Here is a 19291-nt window from a genome sequence, read left to right as displayed (position 1 = left end):
CTAGCATCGGCGGGCTCGGCCGGGCCGCGCGAGCCCCTCGTCGAGCGGCATCATGGCCGAGTCCGACCGGACCGGGCGGTGCCGTTCAAAGGCCTTGCAGCCAGCCTTCCAACACCTGCATGAACTGCGCCGGACACTCCCGGTGCACGATGTGGCCACACTCCTCCATCAGCGCGAGCGTCCCCTGGGACAGCTCTCCGGCGAGACGCTCACTCTCCTCGGGCGGCACGATCTGATCGCCGGCTCCGGCGATTACCAGTACCGGTTGCCCGAGACTCTCGAGCTCACCCTCGACATCGAACGGCCGGCTCGCCCTCGTGATCTGCCACAACCCCTCGTCCCAATCGTCGACCCGGAAGGTAACCCGGAAGTCCTCGACGTCCTCATCGACGATCCGCTCCGGGTCGGCCCATTGCGACGAATAGAGTCCCATTCCCGGTTGCCCGCCCAGCTGCCGCATCAGGAGCGGCCCGATCCTGCTCATCTGCGGCGAGTAGAGGATCGGACGCAACCAGGCCGGCGGCGACCTGCCGCTGTAGACGGGCGCGCTTTCCAGCACTAGCGCGCTCACCCTGTCAGGATGCTCGAGTGCGGCCCTGATCGCCACCAGGCCGCCAGTCGAACTCGCTATCCAGACGGCGCTGTCGATCCCCAGCTCGTCGAGGAGCGCGACCGCCTGCTCGACCTGAGCGCCCGGCAGGTACGGGTTCTCACCCCGCTCCCAGGAGCCAGGCAGCGGCCGGCCGCTCAGGCCGAAGCCGACGCGGTCGTAAGCGACGACCCTGCCGTAGAGCGAGAGCTCGGGCAACACCGACCTCCAACCCGCCGCATTGGAAGGGTAGCCGTGAAGCAGCAGGAATGCGGTCGGTCCGGACCCCACATCCAGGTAGTGAAGCGTCACCCCGTCGACAGCGGCGAAGTTGCTGTCCGCGCCAGCCAGTGACGTTGCCGCCGAAGTCCCCTCCAACGGCGGCACCGGGATGAGGAACGGCCCAACGAGGGCGAGGACCAGAAGCGACAGGAGGATGGCCAGCGAGACCTTGATGCGGAACGGCACGGCTAGCCGGCTCCCTTCGTGCGGTCGGTCAGTTCCCCTTGAATTCGGGGGCTCTCTTCTCGAGGAAGGCGCTGGTGCCCTCCTTCATGTCGTTGGTGGTGGTGACCATCCCGAACAGGTCTGCTTCGATCTCCAGGCCCTGAGGCAGCGTGACGTCGAGTCCGCGCACCACCGCTTCTTTGGCCAGCCCGAGCGCGATGGGAGCGTTCTTGAGGCAGGCTCGAGCCAGCTCCCGTGCTCCCTCGAGGGCGTCGTCGACCACCCGGTTGACGAGGCCAAGCGTGAGAGCTTCCTCTGCCTGCACGTGACGACCGGTGAGGATCAGGTCGAGTGCCCGGCCCAGGCCGATGAGGCGCGGCAGTCGTTGGGTGCCGCCGTAACCGGGGATCAGACCCAGCTGCACTTCGGGCAGACCGAGTCTCGCCCCGGTGGCGGCCACCCGAAGGTCGGCGGCCAACGCCAACTCGAGTCCGCCTCCTAAGGCGAAGCCGTTGATCGCAGCGATGGTGGGGAAGGGGAGGGCGGCCAGCGAGTTCATCAGGTCCTGGCCCGCCAACGACGCTTCCCGACCGCTGAAGCCGTCGGCCAGCTGCTGGAGGTTCTGGATGTCGGCGCCGGCTACGAAAGCGCGTCCCACCCCGGTGATGATCAGGGCCTGCACGTCGAGGTCGGCTTCTGCCAGCTCAAGTGCGAAGCCAAGTTCGATCATCAGCTCCTGGTTGAGGGCGTTGAGGGCTTCGGGCCGATCGATGCTGATCGTCGCAACGTTCGACTCGACCTCGTAGGAGAGGTGCTCGAAATCGATCTCCTGCTCGTCTACGCTCGGATTGCCCGCGCCACCGTTGCCGCCCGTTTCATCCTTGGCCATGTGCGATTACCGCCTTCCCTTCCTCGTCGAGGTCCTTCCCGCCGGTTCCGGCGCCCGAGTGCGGGCGCCAGGTAGCCTCAGCCCGAACGGTCCAGACTACCGTGCGACCCGTCGTTCTCAGTCGTAGTCGTTCTCAGTCGTAACGGTAGAACCCTGCGCCGCTCTTCCGACCCAGTTTGCCAGCGCGGACCATCTGCCGCAGCAGGGGGGCGACCCGGAACTTGGGATCGCCGAACTCCTGGTGGAGGCTCTCTGCCGCTGCCAGAGACACGTCGAGGCCCACCAGGTCGGCCAGCGCGAGCGGACCGATGGGCATGTTCGCGCCCAGCTTCATAGCCCGGTCGATGTCCTCGGCGCTCGCTACCCCTTCGCTCAGGGCGTGGACGGCATCGTTCATGTAGGGGATCAGCAACCGGTTGACGATGAACCCCGGCTTGTCTTCGCACACGATCGGCGTCTTGCCGATTCCCTCGACGAATGCACGAGCGCGCTCGATCGTTTGAGGACTCGTGCCTAACGCCCTCACCACTTCGACGAGTGGCATGAGTGGGACCGGGTTGAAGAAGTGCATCCCGCAGAAGCGTTCCGGGCTGCCGCTGAACCCGGCGATCTCGGTGATCGACAGACTAGAGGTGTTGCTGGCGAGCAGCGCCTGCGCTCCTACCACTTCGCTGGCCTGCTGCCAGGCGCTCCGCTTGACCTCCATCTCCTCGAACACCGCTTCAACCAGGACCTCGGCTTCGGCGAAGTCGGAGAGGTCCTGCGACCAGCTGACCCGCGCGAGGGTCTCGTCTGCCTGCTGCTGGCTCAGCTTCTCCTTGCGCACCAGTCGGCTCAGGCTGTCGGCCATCGACCGGCGGGCTCGTTCCAGAGCCGCCGGCGCTACATCGAAGAGGACGACCTCATGACCGGCCGCTGCGCACGACTGGGCGATACCCGAGCCCATCGTGCCGGATCCCATTACCGCTACTCTCATCGTCTTCCTCCTAGCTCCGCCGGAGGCTGCCGGCCCCGGCGGGCGCCACCCTCAGGCGTTAGCGTGCAGTCTCAGGCAGGCGTCGAGGGCCACCTCGGTCATCCGCCCGACACTACGCCGCAGGACTTCCGGATCGATGAACGAGGAGTCGCCGATGGCGTTGCTGGCGGCCAGGACGCAGCCGCACCGGGCGCCGCGAAGCTGACCGAGGAGGAAGAGCGCCGAGGCCTCCATCTCGACGGCCAGCAGCCCCTGCTCGCGAAGCCTGGCGACATCCTCCTTGCTGGTCGCGTAGAAGGCGTCTTCGGTCCTGATCGGGCCGAGGTGGATGCCGCTACCGGCGCCAGCTGCCGATCGCAGCGCCTCGACCACCTCGAACGACGCGTGAGGAGCGCTGGGAGCCCCATCCAGATACTGCCGGGTCGTGCCGTCGGCAGCCGCGGCGGCGGTCGCGATCACGAGGTCGCCCGGCCTCACCTCCTTGGCGACTATGCCGGCGGTCCCCACCCTGATGAGGGTGCGGGCGCCCAACCGGATGAGCTCCTCGACGACTATGGCGAGGCTGGGGCACCCCATACCGGTAGCCTGCACGCTCACGGGCACGCCCTTGTAGCTGCCCGTGTAGCCGAGCAGTTGGCGGTTCTCGTTGTAGAGCCGAGGCTCGTCGAAGAAGTTGTGGGCGATGTAGGTCGCGCGGTTCGGATCGCCGGGGAGGAGCACGAACGGGGCGACATCCGAGGAGCGCGCGTGGATGTGGAGTTGGCTCATGCCCAAACAAGATAGCAGACGAGAAAACGCCCTCCACGGGTGCGAAAACTTGAACGACACCGCTGAGGGGCCCGTGCTAGACTCCCCCAGATGACCGAGCTGGACGAGATTCTCGCTCACCTGGTGGAACAGGTCGACGGCTCAGTCGCGGCAGCCGTAGCGGGAATGGACGGCCTCCTCGTAGAACAGTACAGCAACGACGAAACCGATCTCTCGGCTGCCGCCGCCGAGATTACGAACATACTGGCGTCGGCGAGGAGCGCGATGTCGACACACCTAAGGAGCGGCGACCTCCGTGAGCTGGTCCTCGGTTCCCAGGAGCGCGTCGGTTACGTGCGGTTACTCGGCAACGACCTCTTCTGCCTCATGCTCCTCGAGGCCGAAGGCAACCTGGGCAAGGCTCGCCTCTATACCGACCAGGCGGGGGCGCGGCTGGCGCAGGTTCTGGCATGAGCCTCAAGGTAGCACTCCGCCCCCTGTTGGGGGCCGACGGACTGGTGGCGCTTCTGCTCCTCACCCAGGACGGCCTGCCGGTCGAGATGTTCGGCTACGGCCTGCGGGCCGAGAAACTGGCGGCCGAGGTGGCAGGGATCGCCTTCGCCAGCCGTCGTGCCTGCCGGGAGCTGGGGCTGGGCGAGCCGAGCGGTCAACGAGTCGAACTCGAGGGCCATAATCTCGACATCTTCCCGGTCTCCGGCTACTACCTTGCGATCGTGAGCGACAGGCAGAGCTCGCACAACGCCGCGCCGCTCATCCAGGAGAGCGCGCTGGAGCCACTCAGGCTCGAGCTGAGAGGAGAAGCGTGAAGCTGAAGCCGCTGTTGCAGCAGGTATTGGAGATCCGTGGCGTGCGTAGCGCGGCCGTGGTGGACAGTGACGGGATGGTGCTGGAAGGGGTCTCCAGCGAGGGGACCGACCTCTCGTTCGTCGGCGGCGCCATCGCCAGCAGCCTTTCCTCGAGCAAGGCGCTCGCCGGGCTGCTGGGAGAGGGGCGGGTCACGCAGACGATGATCGAATACGAGAACGGACCGGTGCTGATGACCCCGCTGGAGGCGGCCGGCAAGGAGTACGTCGCCGTACTCACGTTGGACGGCGCCAACTCGCTCGGGCGTGTGCGCTTCCAGCTCCGCAAGCTGCTGCCCGAACTGTCGCAGGCAGTCAGCCAGTAACATCCCGACCGCCGTCGCGGTAGGGGGGACATCACTCCACCGTTGCGGCGTGAAGGCCTGCACAACCGCCGTTCCAACCGGCCTGCCTGTCGCTCGCACTACCCGTTCTCGGCAACAACCCGGGCTGTAATGTGTCCATGCCGGAGACAGTTCGCGTCTACGTCGACTACCTGTGCCCCTACGCCTGGCGGGGCGCCGAGGTCGCCGCGATCGTCTCCACCGAGCGGGAGATCGAGTTCGAGTGGCAACACTTCAGCCTGATGCAGGCGCGTCTCCAGGGGAACGGTTGGCAACTCTGGAACGAACGCCTCGATCCGCAGGACGAGTACGGCTGTAACGGCCTGTTGCCTTTCCTCGCGTCATGCGCCGTGCGCCGGCAGGGAGCCGAGAAGCACGGCGCTTTCCTATTGGCGCTGCTTCGGGCCCGCCACCGCGATCACCGGCCGTTCGACCAGCAGACGATCTTCTCGGTCGCAGAGCAGGTGGGCGTGCACATGGCCTGCTTCGAGAGCGATCTGGCCGATCCCGAGTGCCGCACGCAGTTGGCGCACGAGCACTACCGGGCTGTCGCCCTCGACGTCTTCGGCACCCCGACCTTCGAGTTCACCGGCGGGCACCTCGCCTATCTGCGGATAAAGGAGCTGCCGGGCGACAGGGGGGAAGCGCTCAGGCTCTTCGACGACTACCGGAATCTGCTCGAGCGTTTCCCTTACCTCGAAACCGTCAGAAGGCCGAGAGCCAAGGGAAACTGAGGCCGCGGGCGTGTGGGATAGTTCGTCAAGACACGCCGCTCGCAAGGGATAGACTCACCGCGTGCGCCTGGGTCAGAACGTAGGCCACGGCTCCGATGTGGGCCGCGTCAGACCGCTGAATGAGGATTACCACCGCGTGCTGCAGTTCTCGCTCCGCGGTGGGCCCTTGACTCTGCTTGCGGTTGCCGATGGCATGGGTGGCGCGGCGGCCGGCGAGGTAGCCTCGAAACTCGCGATGGAAGTGCTCGACGAATCGTTCAGTCGCTACGTGAGCGAGCTCGAGATGGGCAAGCCGATGGTCAGCATCGAGCGCCTCACCGAGAAAGCGATCCGGCTCGCCAACCGCAAGGTCTACAACGAAGCGACCAGGGAGAGCGGCCGCAAGGGGATGGGAACCACCCTCACCCTGGCGGCCGTACACGACGGCAACGCCGTGGTTGGCCATGTAGGCGACTCGCGCGCTTACCTGGTGCGAGACGGCCGCATCCATCAGCTCACCGTCGATCACTCCTGGGTCGAGGAGCAGCGCAAGCGCGGTTTGCTCACCGACGCCGAGGCCCGGACGCACGAGTGGCGCAACCTCATCACCCGCGCCTTGGGCACCCGGCCCGAGGTCGAACCGGACATCATCCCGTTCGGAGTCCGTAGCGGCGACGTCCTGGCCCTCTGCAGCGACGGGCTCCACGGCCAGGTGCAGCCCCAGGAGATCCTGGCCGAGATCGGCCGCACGAGCAACCGCCAGTCGAGCGTCGAGTACCTCATCGGCCTCGCCAATCAGCGGGGCGGACCCGACAACATCACCCTCGTGATCGCCGAGGTTCCCTGATGCTCTGGGTGTTGCTGGTGATCACTCTCCTGTTGGTCCTCTGGCTGCTACACGCGGCCTCCTGGGTGAAGATCACCATCGTCGCTCTGGGCGCCCTGTTGGTCGCCGGACTGCTGGCAGTGAGCGGAGCCGACCGTGCCCTGGCGCCGGTAGCGCTCTTCGCGCTGGCGCTGGGACTTCTCGTTACCGGCAACCAGGGCACCGCCCGCAAGCCAAGGGTCGCGCCCCGCAAGCGGAAGGACGCGGCACGATCGAAGGGCAAGCGCTCGCACCGCGGTTCTCCCGGCTTCGATCCGATGGAGGTACCGGGCTACGAGATCCTCGAGAAGGTGGGCTCGGGCGGTATGGCGAGCGTCTACCGGGCCCGGAAGCTCAACGGTGGCCAGATCGTCGCGCTCAAGATCCCGATGGAGCAGTACGTCGCCGATGCCAAGTTCATCCGCCGCTTCCACCGGGAGGCCGAGGTCGCCCAGAGGCTGAACCACGTCAACATCGTCCGCACCTTCGAGCACGGCAGCCTGGGGATAAAGCACTACATGGTCATGGAGTTCGTGAAGGGGCGGTCGCTGGAGAGCTATATCGAGACACAGGAGCTCGACGCTGAACTCTCGGTCGACGTCATGGCGCTGGTTGCCAGCGCCCTGCAGCACATCCACTCTGCCGGCATCATCCACCGCGACATCAAGCCGGCCAACATCATGATCCTCGAAGGCGGCATCCGCGACGGCGAAGAGCCGAGGTTGGCGCCCGATGCGGTGAAGCTGATGGACTTCGGCATCGCCGGCGGCAAAGTGCTCTCGCGCCTCACCATGACCGGTGCACGGATCGGCACACCCGTCTACATGTCGCCCGAGCAGGCGCGCGGCCTCAAGATCGACCACCGCAGCGACATCTACAGCCTGGGGCTGGTGTTCTACGAGATGCTCACCGGGCAGACCGCCTTCAAGGGCGGCTACGAGGCGATAGTCCACCAGCAGATCTTCCAGAGTCCGCCGCCGCCCCGCCAGCTCAACCTGCGGGTACCCAAGGTGCTCGACGACCTGGTGATGAAGATGATCGAGAAGGACCCGGACGACCGGCCCTCGCTGGAGGAGGTGCAGTCGGCTCTGGCCAGTGCCGACCTCTCGGACGAGGGGATCCCGGAGCTTCCGAGCCGCATCGTCCTTACCGTCAGCACCAAGCAGGGGGTATTGCGGGTGCTCGACCCGGCCGGCGCCCTTCATGCCAGCCTGGGCGACATCGGCGAAGGAGCCGGTTCGTTCACCGCCGCACCTCTCTCGGTTTCTGTCGACAGCGCCGGCAACTACTACGCGGCCGTGTTCGAGTACCAGCTGGGTCAGACCGAGCACAGGATGATCCACAAGCTGGCGCCGGACGGTACTCCGCTCACGAGCTTCGGTTCCTATGGGATGAAGCAGGGCGAGTTCCTCTACCCGGTTTCGCTGTCGGTGGCGCCCGACGACACCCTCTACGTCTTGGACGCCGAGACCCACCTCATCCAGCGCTTCGATTCGCAGGGGAACTTCCTGGCCCGCTTCGGCGGGCGGGGCGAGGGGCGCGGTACCTTCAACGACCCGCGAATTCTGGTGGTGGGTGGCGACGGGGCCGTCTACGTTCTCGACTACGGCAATCGGCAGGTACAGCGGCTCGCTCCGGACGGCACCTACCAGACGCGCTGGGCGTTCAAGCAGGGTGGGGATCAGGCGGGGATGCGGCTCCTCGACGGCCTGACCGTGGACGCCGATGGCAACCTCTTCATCAGCGACGCCTCAGGGGCCAAGATCCGCAAGGTCAGCCCCGACGGGAAGCTGGTCCAGTCGTACAACGTTGACACCGTGCACGGCGACTCGAACGAGAACCTCCTCGACCTGGGCGTGGATGACGAGGGTCAGCTTTACGCGGCCAGGCGGGGGGGCCAGTCGATCCGCAAGTACGAGCCCTCGGGTCAGCTGTTGGCGACGCTCGAGACCTACGCCCCGGTCGTGCAGATGATCGTCGACGTACGCAGGGTCGACGAGTCAGCCAGGGGTGCGCAGGCGGCTACGACGAGCAGGAGCTGAGCCTTCGCAGCTTGCGGTGGTCGCGTTCGGTCGCCTTGGGTCGAGTTCGGTGGCGTTCGATCGCGGTAGGTCGAGTTCGGTGGCGTTCGATCGCGTTGGGTCGCGTTGCGTCGCCCCCAACTAGAGCCCGGGTATCAGTTGCAGCAGGCCGCGGATGATGCTGTTGAAGAAGCCGATGATGAAGCCCGTTATGCCGGTGTAGGAGAGCACCAGGAAGACCACGAAGAAGCCGATGATGCCGTAGGACGCGATCTGGCCGATGAATCGCCGCACACCAGGTCCGCCCCAGGCGAGCGCTGCGCGGGCGCCGTCGAGCGGGTAGACGGGGATGATGTTGATGGCCGCGTGGAGCACGGCGAAGTTGCCCGCAGCGAAGAACGCTCGGGCGAGTTCGAAACTGCCCATGTTACGGAAGACCAACTCGAGCAGGTAGCAGAGGGTAGCGACCCCCAGGTAGGTGAGCGGTCCGCTGTACCAGACCATCGCCTCCTGCTTGCCACGGCCGCGGTAGTTACGGCTGTTGACGGGGATCGTTCGCGGCCAGCCGAAGCCTAGCAGGAACAGGAGCAGCACGCCCCACGGTTCCAGTTGCTGCTGCGGATCGAAGTTCATGTAGCCCGACAGCCTTGGTCCGTTGTCGCCGTAGCGGGAAGCGACCCAGGCCTGGACCATGTTGTGAAAGATGAGCGCCATGATCATGACGATGGCGCTGATGACGAGGATGGTCGGGTTGTTCCAGAAATTGAGGATCATGACGTTACTCCCGCGCTCGGCGCTGCAGTCGTTCCTCGACCCGGCGCCGGGCCAGCTCGAGTTCCTCTTCGAAGGAATTGACCCGGCCGTGCTGCCTCGCCCTGGCCACTTGCGACAGGATCTCCCCGACTTCGGGTCCGGGGGGCAGGCCCAACTCTAACACGTCCCTTCCGCGCACCTTTCTGCGCCTGGGGGCCTCTTCGAACGCCTCCACACGCGCTGCCAGCGCTGGCGAGAGCGCCTTCGCTACGGATCGTTGAGCTTCGTCCGCGGACTCCAACCACTCGTCCGAAACATCGTCCTCTTCCGCCGCCCGGACCAGGTTCTCGCGGCTCGCCAGCAGCCTCCTCGGCCAGTGGAACTCCTCGACATGGGCGGCCGCCCGGCCGGCCGTATTGCCCAGCAGGAGGGCCAGCAGGTAGGCGATGTCGGGAACCTCCTCCTTCGTCCGAAGTTCGTCGAGTCGACCGGTGAGCGATTCGTCGAACTCGAGGCCGTAGACCTTCTGCATGGCCCCCAGCGAGTCGAGGATGCCGAGGGCGGGAGTGACCCGCGGCTCGGCCAACGTCAGTTCCAGTTCGGCTCGCAGGCGGGAGCCGCTTACCTTCGCCAGCGCCTCACCCGCAAGGGCTTGGGTAGCCTGATTCCGGGCCGAGGCGGCGAGATCGAAATTGAGGCGTCCCGCCAATCGCGCTCCCCTCAGGATCCTGGTGGGATCCTCGTCGAAGGAGAGCGGGTGAAGCGTGCGAAGGGTCTTCCGTTCGAGGTCCCGCAGCCCGTCGAACGGGTCTATCAGCTCCGGTGGCAGAGGGAAGAGGCGGACCGCGATGGTGTTGATTGTGAAGTCCCTCCGCGAGAGGTCCTTGCGTATCGAGGAGGGCGTTACCTGGGGCAGGGCTCCCGGGTGGCGATAGTACTCCTCGCGAGCACCGGCCACATCCACGGCCAGTCCGCTCGGAAGTGTGAGGGTGGAGGTGCCGAAGGAGGCGTGGAAGGTCATGCTCCCGCCCAGCTTGCGTTGCAGGCGGCCTACCAGAGTTTCTGCGGCGAAACCCTCGAGTACGAGATCGAGGTCGACCAGGGCCCTGCCGAGAAGCGCATCGCGAACGGTGCCGCCCACTACGTAGAGCGCGGCCTCCTCGTCCGTACCGGCCAGTTCTGCCGCGGCCCGCTCGATCACGTCTCGGGCCTCACTGGGCAGGCGCTCCTTCACCTCCAGAGCTGTGGCCGGTTCGCGAGGCGGATGGTGGGCAGCCAGCAGGTCGCTACGGGTGACTATGCCCACCAGTTCCTCGCCCTCGACTATCGGGATGCGGCCGATGTTGTGGGCCTCGACCAACCGCTCGAGCTGGATCAGCGTGGCCTGAGGTGTGGCGGTGATGACGTCTCTGCTCATGAACCCGCTCACCTTCGACTGGCCCAGGTCGTGCCGCAGGGCCCGCTCCAGGTCGCGTCGGGAGATGATGCCAACCAGTTTCCCGTCGCTCACAACCGGGGCACCGTTGTGGCCGAAACGGCTCAGCTGGCTCTGGGCTTCGGCGACCGTATCCTCCGCCTCCAGGCTCCGAACCGGGCTGTTCATGATCTCGCGGGCCGTGAGAGACGCCGGCATGTGCCGCTCGAGCGCTTCGAGTGCCCGTGCTGCCGCCTCGGGAGGCTCCAGGTCGCTCCGGGCGAAGGCTGCGCCGGCGTGGCCGCCTCCCCCGAACTCGCTCGTCAGGGCAGCGCCGACATCGAATCCGCGGAGACTGCGGGCGAAGAGCAGTGTCTTGCCCTCCATCTTCACGACGACGAGGGCAGCGTCGCTGCTGGTCTCGCCTAGCAGCCGATTGCAGCTGCCCACCGCCTGCCTGACGTAGCGGGGGAACTCGAAGGCCGATACGGCGACGGTGAAACCGCCCAGCTGAACGATGCGGGCGCGCTCCAGGACGGCCCCGAGCAGTTCCCTCTGGTCGCTGTCGCTGGAGTCGCTCTGGAACTCCCGGACGACCGCCAGGGAGGCGCCCCGGCGCATGAGCAGGGTAGCTGCGTGGTAGTCCTCGGCGGTGGTTAGGTCGAAGGAGAGGTTGCCAGTGTCCTCGTGGATGGCCAGGAGGGCCAGGCTGGCGATCTGCGGGGGGATGGCGATCGAGGACGCTTCGAGGTGCCGGGTAAGCAGCGTTGCGGTGGCGCCGACCTGCTCCTGGATGCCGTGAGCGGCCCTGATCTCCGCGTCGTGACGAGGGTGGTGGTCGTACACCGTCACCGGAACGGTACCGAGCAGGTCGCGGAAACCGCCCAGTCGGGCCGGATCGTTGGTGTCAACGACTATCAGCTCGGTTACGTCGCTGGCATCCACCTCGTCCGGAGGGCGCAGTTCCAGTTCGTCGCGGTACAGGTGCAGGAAGGCGCGAACGTTGTCCGGCACGTCGCCCCCCAGGACCGCAACGGCGCCGGGGTGGGCCAAGCGGGCCAGAGCCAGGCCGGCCAGCGCATCGAAGTCCGGTTGTTCGTGGGTGACGATCAGCTTCATGAGCGCCGCCGGCGCTCCTAGTCTCGCGGATAGAGGTCGCCGGCGCCCTCCAGTTCGACGATGAAACGCTCCAGCAGCTTGATGGCGCCCTCCACGTCGTTGAGATCGACGATCTCGACCGGTGAGTGCATGTACCGGTTGGGCACCGACACGAGGATCGTGGGTGCGCCGCTTCTGACCTTGGCGATGTCGTCGGCGTCGGTTGCCGTCCTGCGACCGCTGAAACCGCGCTGGTAGGGGACGCCCTCCTTCTCGGCGCATTCACGGAGGCGCTGCATCAGCCCCTGGTGTACCGTGGCGCCCACCTCGAGCACCGGTCCCTTGCCCAGTTCGATCTCACCCTGACTCTTCTTGTCCACGTCGGGAACGTCGCTGGCGTGAGTCAGATCGAGCGCGATCGCCAGGTCCGGCTCTATCCGGTAGGCCGCTACGTTAGCGCCAACGCCGGAGATCTCCTCCTGCGTCGTCGCCGCGGCCACTATCTCGGCCTTGGCTCCCGAGGCAGAGGCACGCCTCGCCGCCTCTAGCGCCACGAAAGCTCCTACTCGGTCGTCCATCGCCTTCGAAGCCCAGCGGTTATCGCCGAGCTCGATCACCGGTGCTTCGAAGACCGCGAAACTTCCTGGCTGCACCCGCTTCAGCGCGTCCTCCTTGTTGCGGGCCCCGATGTCTATCCAGAGGCTTTCGAGCTTCACCCGTTTGCCGCGGTCGTCGCTACCACTCAGGTGAGGCGCCTTGCGCCCGATCACGCCCGGCAACTCGTTCCCTTCGGACACGACACGCACCCGCTGGCCCGGCAAGCCGCTGCCCTCGTTGATGCCGACGCCCGTGAAGTAGAGGAGACCCGCGTCATCGACGTAGGTTATGAGCAGGCCTATCTCGTCGACGTGGCCCGCCAGCATCACTCGCGGGCTGCCGCCCTTGCCGAAGCGGGCGAAACTGTTGCCGTAGGCGTCCGTTTCCACCTCGGCGCCGTAAGCGCGAGCCTGGTCCCGCCACACTTTCGCAGGCAGGCCCTCGAACGAACTCACGCCCGGGCTCTGCAGCAGATCGCGGAGGAAATCGTACTGGGTCATGCGGGCAGCATACAGTTGCACACGCTCGTTACCGCGAGCAGCAGCCGGTCGGCTACCGTTCGGGGCCCGGATGAGCGCCGGGCCCACGATCCATCACGGAACGACGCAGGGCGAGCGCTTCAGCCGGGCACGGCGCTTCCCTTCAGTTTGCCCACGATGTCGTCCATCGCCTTCCTCGCGTGTACGAGTCCGTTCTCGATGAACACGTCGGAGGTCTTGTTGCCGTGACCGGCAGACCCTATGAGGTAGAGGCCGGGTACGTTGCTCTCGAAGGTTTCCTCGTCCAGATCGCAGGCGAGGGTGTCCGGGTCGTAAGCGACCCCGGCTGCTGAGATCAGATTGTGCGGTGCGAAGTAACCGGTGAGGAGGAAGACCTGGTCGCTGGGGATGACTAGCTTCTCGCCTTCCTTGCGCGCGATAACCGCCTGGGGCGTTATCTCCTCGACCACCGTGTTCAGGTGCAGCTCGATCGAGCCCTCCTTGACGCGGTTCTCCAGGTTGGGCCGAACCCAATACTTGAGGCTGTGGCGGAAATCGTCTCCCCGATGGATCATCGTCACCTTGGCTCCGCCTCTGAAGAGGTCGAGTGCCGCGTCGGCAGCGCTCGAGCCGGCGCCCACGATCGTCACCTTGCGCCGGAAGAAGGGGTGGGCCTCGGTGTAGTAGTGGCTTACGTGCGGAAGGTCCTCGCCAGGGACCCCGAGCATTTTCGGATGATCGTAGTAGCCGGTCGCTACAGCGACTTTGCGGGCGAGTATCCGATCGTTCGCCTGCTCCTCGTCGCGGCCCGATTCGATAGCTCGGTCCGATGTGCCGGGCGATGCAGCTTGACCAGGGCGGCGGCTTGCCGTCTTAAGCTCGAAGCCGCGTGTGCAGGGCGTGATCTCCAACACCTCGGTGTAGAGTCGCACCTCGAGGTTCTCGTTCTGAACGACGCGCCGGTAGTACTCGAGCGCCTCCTTGCGAGTAGGTTTATCGGTCTGTGAAACGAGCGGGTGGCCGCCGATCTCGAGGCGGTCCGAGGTGGTGAAGAAGGTCATGTAGGTCGGGTAGCCGCAGATGGCGTTGACCACGCTGCCCTTCTCGAGGACTACGTAATCGAGCCCTGCCCGCTTGGCGAGGATGGCCGTTTCCAGGCCGATGGGCCCGGCGCCAACGATGGCTAGGTCGAACATGGGTGCAAGCGTACCAACCGATGCCCGTCCGGATTTCCCGGCTGGTTACAGGCTGGCAGAGGTTCAGGCAGTAGATGAGCGGAAGTAGGCATGTCTACCCTGGTGGTCGCGCGCCCCCACCTCCAAGCCTGCGGCTCCCTCCTCCAAGCCTGCGGCCTGCCGGCCCCTATACCCTGCTGCTAGGGCAGATGTCGTTGAGAACGCAATCTGCGCACTTGGGCGTGCGGGCTACGCAGATCCTTCGGCCGTGCAGGATGAGGGCGTGGTGGACGAATACCCACTGTTCGCTCGGGTAGAGCCGTTCGAGGTCCTTCTCGACCTTCACTGGATCATCGGAACGGGTGAAGCCGAGGCGGTTCGAGACCCGCAGGACGTGCGTGTCCACGGCGATCCCGGGTCGGCCGTAGACGGTCCCGAGTACGACGTTGGCCGTCTTCCGGCCCACTCCCGGGAGTTCGAGCAGGGCATCGAAGTCGTCGGGAACCTCGCCGGCGTGCTTCTCGACGAGGATCCTGGCTGCTGCCACGATGTTCCTGGCCTTACCTCGGAAGAGCCCGATGCTGTTGATGAGCGGCTCGACCTCCTCGGGGGTGGCCCGGGCAAGTGAGGATGCGTCGGGGTACCGGTCGAAGAGGCGGGGTGTCAGCCGGTTGACGCCCGCATCGGTGGCCTGGGCCGAGAGGATGACCGCGACCAACAGCTCGAAAGGGCTGCGGTACTCCAGTTCGGTTCTGGCGTTGGGGTAGAGCTTTCGCAGCCGCGCGAGCACCTCGGTTGCCCGGGTGCGCTTGTCGGCGATCTTCTCACGTGGCATCCCGGCATTGTATCCGCGCGACCTATCGCGCTATCGACCGGATGCGAGGCCGCGCGATCCTCCTGCACCATCGAGGAAGGGGGTGGCCGGAGCTCGGCGATCGCCGTTCCCACCGGCAGAAGTGCAGAATCCAGCAGCAGCAGAGGAGGGGCCGAGGCTAGACTTTGCCGTGCAGCGCCGTCGGCCGGCGCACTTTTAGGAGGATCGATGCCGGTTTTCGAGTACAAGGCAAGGGACCGGACAGGGAAGATCGTGGCCGCGTCCATGGAGGCTGCCAGCCAACGGGACGTGGCGTCGGCATTGCGGGAGAAGGGCTTCTTCATCAGTGAGATAAAGGCGCCCAAGTCGGGTCTCAATGCCGATATCAAGCTGCCGAAGTGGCTCGACATCGGTTCGAAGCCGAACCTGCGCGACGTGACCGTCTTCAGCCGCCAGTTCGCCACCGTTATCAACGCCGGCCTGCCGGTGGTGCAGTCGCTGGCGATCCTCCAGAAGCAGGCCGAGAAGCAGGGCATGAAAGACGCCCTCAAGAAGATCCGCGAAGACGTCGAGACAGGCCTCCCGCTCTCCGGCTCCCTGGCGAAGTTCCCCGGCATCTTCAACAAGCTCTACGTCTACCTGGTCAAAGCAGGTGAGGTGTCGGGCAACCTCGACGGCATCCTGGAGAGGGTCGCCTCCTACCAGGAGAAGCAGGCCGCGCTGCGGGGCAAGATCCGCACCGCCCTTACCTATCCGACGGTGGTGCTCGTCATCGCCCTGGCGGTCACCTGGTTCCTCCTCACGGGTATCGTGCCGCAGTTCGCCCAGATCCTCGACCAGCTGGGTGGCGAGATGCCGACCATCACTGCTGTGCTCATCGCCATCTCCGACTTCCTCCGGTTCCAGTGGTACATCCTGGTCGGGCTCATCGTTGCGCTGATCGTCGGCATAGGCTTCTACTACAGGACGAACAACGGCAAGCACGTCATCGACAGGCTGCTGTTGCGCCTGCCAATCATCGGGCCGCTGGTGCAGAAGACAGCGATCGCCTCCTTCTCCAACACCTTCGGTCTGCTCCTCAAGAGCGGTGTGAACATCATCGAGTCGATCGACATAACCAAGGGCACGGCCGGCAATATCATCGTCGAGGACGTCCTGGACGAGACCAAGGAGTCGGTACAGAAGGGCGAGCAGATAAGCACGACCCTGGTGCAGTACCCGCGTGTCTTCCCGCCACTCGTGTCGTCGATGATCGCCATCGGCGAGGAGACAGGCGCGGTCGACTCGATGCTGGACAAGATCGCCATCTTCTACGAGCGCGAGGTAGATGAGGCCGTGGACTCGCTCACGGCAGCTCTGGAGCCTGCGATGATCGTCTTCCTAGGCACCATCGTCGGCTTCATCGTAGCCGGCATGTTCCTGCCGATGTTCTCGATCATCAGCCAGCTGAGCGCGTAGGCAGCAGCCTTCTAGGTGCAGAGTTGAGTTGGCGCCTATGCACGTATCGGTGAGGTTCACGGGATGAACCGGTGTGGCGTCGACTGGCGCGAGAGCAGCATTCTGGTGTTGGGCGAGGGCCACCGGGAGCGCGAGGTATACTTCGGAGCGAAGGCGGCTATTTGGCTGAAGAGGTATCTCTCGGCTAGGACCGACGACCATGCCGCCCTGTTGGTGGCGAAGCACCGCCCTGCGCGGCGGTCGAGTGTTGCGACTCTGCGCTGGCACGTGAATAGGGTGGCGAAGCGAGCGGGCCTTAGGGATCGGGTTACCCCTCATGTCCTCAGGCATACGTTCGCTACGTTCATGATCAACCAGGGGGGCTGCAGGAAGGTTCGGTGGTCGGCATCGGGACGGGGTAAGCGTGGCGGGGCTCGAGTCATCTACACCATCGCTGGCGATGGTTGCTGATCGTTTACGCCAAGTCAAAGTTCGACAATCTGCCAACAGGTTTTTGACTCTTTTTAAGCGGGGCCTAGGGAATGAGTAGCGAGATGGAAAGGTTTCAGAAGGATCTGCTCGAGTCCGTACAGCAGATGAAGCGGGGACAGGCCGAGCGGGTGACGGAAGTAGAGTTGTCCCCGGTGGCAGCGGCCCGGGCCCACGTGGGCCTGTCTCAGCGTGATTTCGCCGGGTTACTGGGGGTGTCCGCTCGTACGCTTCAGGACTGGGAACAGGGGCGCCGCGAGCCGACGGGCGCAGCCAGGACTCTGCTTCAGGTAGCTGTCAGGCATCCCGAGGTGCTCAGGGAACTCGCTAAGTAGGCGGCCCAGAACGAGTTGTTGAGTAGGGCGCGTAAGTGGAGGTTCCTAGAGTGGGATCAGTGCCGAGGCCCCGATTGTGCCGCCGTCGAATTGTGCTTGGCCGCGTCCGCTATTGGTTGACTGCTGCCGTCTTGTACTCGCTGGGTGACCGAAGTGCCCGCCAGTTCCACTGGCCGTCTCGCCTCGGCGGCCAGATGACTGCACTTGCCCTACCTGCGATTGTTATGCCTGGTATCGGTCCGAAAAGGCGAGAGTCTTCACTGCCGCCGCGGGAGCGGTTGTCGCCCATAACGAAGTAGTGGTCGGGCGGAACCACGATTTCGTGCACGAAGGGCTCGCGCACTGGAGCTTCCTCCGAAATTGCAGCTAGTGAGGTTAGTACTTTTCCATAGAAGTACTGGATGAGCGGGTGTTGGGGCGGGTAGAGGACGCTGACGTCCACTTTGGTTGGGAGGATGGGATAGGTAATGCCGGAAGGCGCCGTCGCTAGGTTGACGCCAACAGCGGTAACGACCCCATTCGATTGGGTGATGACTGGGAAGTACTCTGGTTCGCGTCTTAACTGCTCGCTTTCTAGGTGCGCTTCTTCGAGCGGTGTGCCGTTCAGGTGGACTTGCCCGTTCACCATGCTCAGGTGGTCGCCGGGGCCAGCGATCACCCGCTTGATCAGGAAGGGGCGGCAGGGTAGGCCGATGACTTCCTGAGCGCAGTCTTGGCGTTCGGGGAGTTGGGCGGTGGGGGAGTTAGGCGGCTCGCGAAGTACTACTACTTGGCCGGGTTGGTGGTAGGGTCCGAGGAGGCCCAACCTGCGAAGCCAGGTCTCGTACTTGGGGATGAACACTCGATCGCCAGTTAACAGCGATTGGAGAAGACGTCCTCTACCGGCCCCACCGTCTAGTGTGGGCTGCATTGAAGATCCGACCACGCCGACGGTGTTGAAGGCGAAGGTGACCACGAGGAAAGCAATGACGAGAGCCTCAGCGTAGCCTCGCACTTCTCGTAGTAGTCGCGAACCGATGCTCTTGCTGCTGTTCGAACTGCCGCTTACACGCTTCCTGTTGCCCACGGTGCGCATTTCAGTCAAGCGTAACAGGTTGACCTACGGCGACACCTCGAAGAGCTTCATGTCAGGTCTCTTCGGACGAACTCTTGCCTGTCTTACGTGCCGAACTGCTAATACGGGCAGGTAATTGGAGGATTACATCCGACTCGTCAATCCCGTGAGAAGCGGCTGACTGGGGTGGCAGTGGCGTTTCGCGCAGAGAGGTGTGGGGTTGCCGCTCGAACCGGCCGTTACAAGTCAAGGTGCAGGCGTAGGGCGTCATCGACGAGGTGCATGGTCTCTTCCGGTAGGCGGGTGAGGGGCGCCCCGCTAAGGCGCTGTTTGCTGATGGTCCGGACCTGGTTAATCTGAACCTTGCACGGTTTACCGAGTTCCGTTTCCACCAAGACTTCGAATGGGTATATGCGCTCTACGTTGCTAGTTACTGGCAGTACGGTAATAGTGTTAGCGGCTCGGTTGTTGGCGTCATTGGAAACGATCAAGCAGGGCCTGCGCTTGTTGGCTTCACTGCCGATGCTGGGGTCGAGGTCGGCGTAGCAGATGTCTCCCCTGATCATTACCAGGGCTCGTCCCGCAGTCCGTCCGCGACTGTTGCATCCCAAGCTTGATCGTTCTCTTTTGACGCCAGGGCATAGGCCTGTTCCAGTTCCTTTTCGCGAAGTGCTTCCAAGGCGCGCTCCACTACACTGCTCTTCGTCTTGAGGTTGTGCTCGCGCCTGTACTCCTCGATGAACCTGGCGAGTGGACGTGGAACCGAGACACTGAGTTTCTGCTGACTCATACTCTACATCTTACTACCTTTTGGCGTACCAAGCTCGATCCATGGCGCTTCCTGCCACGAAGACTGCCATTGTCTGGCATGGTTGAGAGCCAGAATTGGGCACTGGTATAGAAGGAGTTGGCTCATCGGAGCGCCGTATCTGCTGTTATTGCCCGCTCGCCTGGGACTACCTAGCTCACCCGTGTCTGCAGAACCTGGGTTTCCTTCGTCAATCGATACGGGCTTGCGCCTAGTTCCTCCAAGTACTCCGCCAGATGCTCACGTGGATGGACAGGGAGGATCTCCCTCCGGTTCTGCTTGTTCCGTGACATGAGCCGGTACCCCGACGAGGATGAGATCAGACTACGGGCGCTGACTGCAGTCAGACACTTACCAGGAAGGCGGTCAGGTACATAACGACGA

General features: G+C 64.7%; 20 protein-coding genes. 8 read left to right on the top strand and 12 right to left on the bottom strand.

Going from position 1 to position 19291, the window contains the following annotated elements; translation table 11 throughout:
- Positions 1 to 85: 85 nt before the first annotated feature.
- The 4 genes from VF168_08195 to VF168_08180 form a co-directional block, all read right to left on the bottom strand.
- Complete coding sequence (locus VF168_08195; GenBank protein ID HEX7004154.1) at positions 86 to 1057, bottom strand: alpha/beta hydrolase; 972 nt, start codon at positions 1055 to 1057, stop codon at positions 86 to 88.
- 28 nt (positions 1058 to 1085) lie between these two features.
- Positions 1086 to 1925, bottom strand: coding sequence for an enoyl-CoA hydratase-related protein (locus VF168_08190; protein HEX7004153.1), 840 nt, complete (start codon positions 1923 to 1925; stop codon positions 1086 to 1088).
- A 133-nt stretch (positions 1926 to 2058) separates the two neighbouring features.
- Positions 2059 to 2901, bottom strand: a complete 843-nt coding sequence (locus VF168_08185; protein ID HEX7004152.1) for a 3-hydroxybutyryl-CoA dehydrogenase — start codon at positions 2899 to 2901, stop codon at positions 2059 to 2061.
- 51 nt (positions 2902 to 2952) lie between these two features.
- A complete protein-coding gene (locus tag VF168_08180) occupies positions 2953 to 3669 on the bottom strand; it encodes a purine-nucleoside phosphorylase (GenBank protein ID HEX7004151.1) in 717 nt (238 codons plus the stop codon).
- Positions 3670 to 3759: 90 nt separating this feature from the next.
- Between VF168_08180 and VF168_08175 the strand changes: the two genes are divergently transcribed.
- From VF168_08175 to VF168_08150, 6 genes are all read left to right on the top strand, one after another.
- Entirely contained in the window at positions 3760 to 4122 is a 363-nt protein-coding gene (locus VF168_08175) for a roadblock/LC7 domain-containing protein (GenBank protein HEX7004150.1), read from the top strand.
- A complete protein-coding gene (locus tag VF168_08170; GenBank protein HEX7004149.1) occupies positions 4119 to 4475 on the top strand; it encodes a roadblock/LC7 domain-containing protein in 357 nt (118 codons plus the stop codon). The genes VF168_08175 and VF168_08170 overlap by 4 nt, the downstream gene beginning before the upstream one ends.
- A complete protein-coding gene (locus VF168_08165; protein ID HEX7004148.1) occupies positions 4472 to 4837 on the top strand; it encodes a roadblock/LC7 domain-containing protein in 366 nt (121 codons plus the stop codon). Before VF168_08170 ends, VF168_08165 begins: the two co-directional genes overlap by 4 nt.
- Before the next feature lie 137 nt (positions 4838 to 4974).
- Positions 4975 to 5589 (top strand): DsbA family protein, encoded by a 615-nt coding sequence (locus tag VF168_08160; GenBank protein ID HEX7004147.1) that lies wholly within the window; start codon positions 4975 to 4977, stop codon positions 5587 to 5589.
- 61 nt (positions 5590 to 5650) lie between these two features.
- A complete protein-coding gene (locus tag VF168_08155) occupies positions 5651 to 6415 on the top strand; it encodes a Stp1/IreP family PP2C-type Ser/Thr phosphatase (protein ID HEX7004146.1) in 765 nt (254 codons plus the stop codon).
- Complete coding sequence (locus tag VF168_08150; GenBank protein HEX7004145.1) at positions 6415 to 8475, top strand: protein kinase; 2061 nt, start codon at positions 6415 to 6417, stop codon at positions 8473 to 8475. The genes VF168_08155 and VF168_08150 overlap by 1 nt, the downstream gene beginning before the upstream one ends.
- A 120-nt stretch (positions 8476 to 8595) precedes the next feature.
- Here the strand turns inward: VF168_08150 and VF168_08145 are convergent, their stop codons facing one another.
- From VF168_08145 to nth, 5 genes are all read right to left on the bottom strand, one after another.
- The gene (locus VF168_08145) at positions 8596 to 9228 is read right to left on the bottom strand and encodes a site-2 protease family protein (GenBank protein ID HEX7004144.1); all 633 of its coding nucleotides are present in this window, start codon (positions 9226 to 9228) and stop codon (positions 8596 to 8598) included.
- A gap of 4 nt (positions 9229 to 9232) precedes the next feature.
- Positions 9233 to 11740, bottom strand: a complete 2508-nt coding sequence (locus VF168_08140; GenBank protein HEX7004143.1) for a CBS domain-containing protein — start codon at positions 11738 to 11740, stop codon at positions 9233 to 9235.
- Positions 11741 to 11757: 17 nt separating this feature from the next.
- Entirely contained in the window at positions 11758 to 12816 is a 1059-nt protein-coding gene (locus VF168_08135; GenBank protein ID HEX7004142.1) for a M42 family metallopeptidase, read from the bottom strand.
- 119 nt (positions 12817 to 12935) lie between these two features.
- Complete coding sequence (locus VF168_08130; GenBank protein HEX7004141.1) at positions 12936 to 13991, bottom strand: YpdA family putative bacillithiol disulfide reductase; 1056 nt, start codon at positions 13989 to 13991, stop codon at positions 12936 to 12938.
- Between the two features lie 166 nt (positions 13992 to 14157).
- Positions 14158 to 14805: an endonuclease III gene (nth, locus tag VF168_08125; protein HEX7004140.1), complete on the bottom strand. Its 648-nt coding sequence runs from the start codon at positions 14803 to 14805 to the stop codon at positions 14158 to 14160.
- A gap of 207 nt (positions 14806 to 15012) precedes the next feature.
- Between nth and VF168_08120 the strand changes: the two genes are divergently transcribed.
- Positions 15013 to 16242 (top strand): type II secretion system F family protein, encoded by a 1230-nt coding sequence (locus tag VF168_08120; protein HEX7004139.1) that lies wholly within the window; start codon positions 15013 to 15015, stop codon positions 16240 to 16242.
- Positions 16243 to 16775: 533 nt separating this feature from the next.
- Positions 16776 to 17045, top strand: coding sequence for a helix-turn-helix domain-containing protein (locus tag VF168_08115; GenBank protein ID HEX7004138.1), 270 nt, complete (start codon positions 16776 to 16778; stop codon positions 17043 to 17045).
- A 109-nt stretch (positions 17046 to 17154) separates the two neighbouring features.
- Here the strand turns inward: VF168_08115 and VF168_08110 are convergent, their stop codons facing one another.
- The 3 genes from VF168_08110 to VF168_08100 form a co-directional block, all read right to left on the bottom strand.
- Positions 17155 to 18120 carry a S26 family signal peptidase gene (locus VF168_08110; GenBank protein HEX7004137.1) on the bottom strand — a complete coding sequence of 322 codons (966 nt, stop codon included), beginning with the start codon at positions 18118 to 18120 and terminating at the stop codon, positions 17155 to 17157.
- A gap of 218 nt (positions 18121 to 18338) precedes the next feature.
- Entirely contained in the window at positions 18339 to 18665 is a 327-nt protein-coding gene (locus tag VF168_08105; GenBank protein HEX7004136.1) for a type II toxin-antitoxin system PemK/MazF family toxin, read from the bottom strand.
- The gene (locus VF168_08100) at positions 18665 to 18889 is read right to left on the bottom strand and encodes an antitoxin (GenBank protein HEX7004135.1); all 225 of its coding nucleotides are present in this window, start codon (positions 18887 to 18889) and stop codon (positions 18665 to 18667) included. The genes VF168_08105 and VF168_08100 overlap by 1 nt, the downstream gene beginning before the upstream one ends.
- Positions 18890 to 19291: the final 402 nt, after the last annotated feature.

Source organism: Trueperaceae bacterium, from assembly GCA_036381595.1.
In the GTDB taxonomy this organism is placed as follows: domain Bacteria; phylum Deinococcota; class Deinococci; order Deinococcales; family Trueperaceae; genus DASVCN01.
The sequence above is the reverse complement of the archived record's forward strand: the minus strand, read 5'-3'. Positions and strand labels throughout refer to the sequence as shown.

Coding starts and splice junctions, on each gene's coding strand:
- VF168_08190 (HEX7004153.1), bottom strand. CDS start 1,925: ATGGCCAAGGATGAAACGGGCGGCAACGGTGGCGCGGGCAATCCGAGC.
- VF168_08185 (HEX7004152.1), bottom strand. CDS start 2,901: ATGAGAGTAGCGGTAATGGGATCCGGCACGATGGGCTCGGGTATCGCC.
- VF168_08180 (HEX7004151.1), bottom strand. CDS start 3,669: ATGAGCCAACTCCACATCCACGCGCGCTCCTCGGATGTCGCCCCGTTC.
- VF168_08175 (HEX7004150.1), top strand. CDS start 3,760: ATGACCGAGCTGGACGAGATTCTCGCTCACCTGGTGGAACAGGTCGAC.
- VF168_08170 (HEX7004149.1), top strand. CDS start 4,119: ATGAGCCTCAAGGTAGCACTCCGCCCCCTGTTGGGGGCCGACGGACTG.
- VF168_08160 (HEX7004147.1), top strand. CDS start 4,975: ATGCCGGAGACAGTTCGCGTCTACGTCGACTACCTGTGCCCCTACGCC.
- VF168_08150 (HEX7004145.1), top strand. CDS start 6,415: ATGCTCTGGGTGTTGCTGGTGATCACTCTCCTGTTGGTCCTCTGGCTG.
- VF168_08145 (HEX7004144.1), bottom strand. CDS start 9,228: ATGATCCTCAATTTCTGGAACAACCCGACCATCCTCGTCATCAGCGCC.
- VF168_08140 (HEX7004143.1), bottom strand. CDS start 11,740: ATGAAGCTGATCGTCACCCACGAACAACCGGACTTCGATGCGCTGGCC.
- VF168_08135 (HEX7004142.1), bottom strand. CDS start 12,816: ATGACCCAGTACGATTTCCTCCGCGATCTGCTGCAGAGCCCGGGCGTG.
- VF168_08130 (HEX7004141.1), bottom strand. CDS start 13,991: ATGTTCGACCTAGCCATCGTTGGCGCCGGGCCCATCGGCCTGGAAACG.
- nth (HEX7004140.1), bottom strand. CDS start 14,805: ATGCCACGTGAGAAGATCGCCGACAAGCGCACCCGGGCAACCGAGGTG.
- VF168_08120 (HEX7004139.1), top strand. CDS start 15,013: ATGCCGGTTTTCGAGTACAAGGCAAGGGACCGGACAGGGAAGATCGTG.
- VF168_08115 (HEX7004138.1), top strand. CDS start 16,776: ATGGAAAGGTTTCAGAAGGATCTGCTCGAGTCCGTACAGCAGATGAAG.
- VF168_08110 (HEX7004137.1), bottom strand. CDS start 18,120: ATGCGCACCGTGGGCAACAGGAAGCGTGTAAGCGGCAGTTCGAACAGC.
- VF168_08105 (HEX7004136.1), bottom strand. CDS start 18,665: ATGATCAGGGGAGACATCTGCTACGCCGACCTCGACCCCAGCATCGGC.
- VF168_08100 (HEX7004135.1), bottom strand. CDS start 18,889: ATGAGTCAGCAGAAACTCAGTGTCTCGGTTCCACGTCCACTCGCCAGG.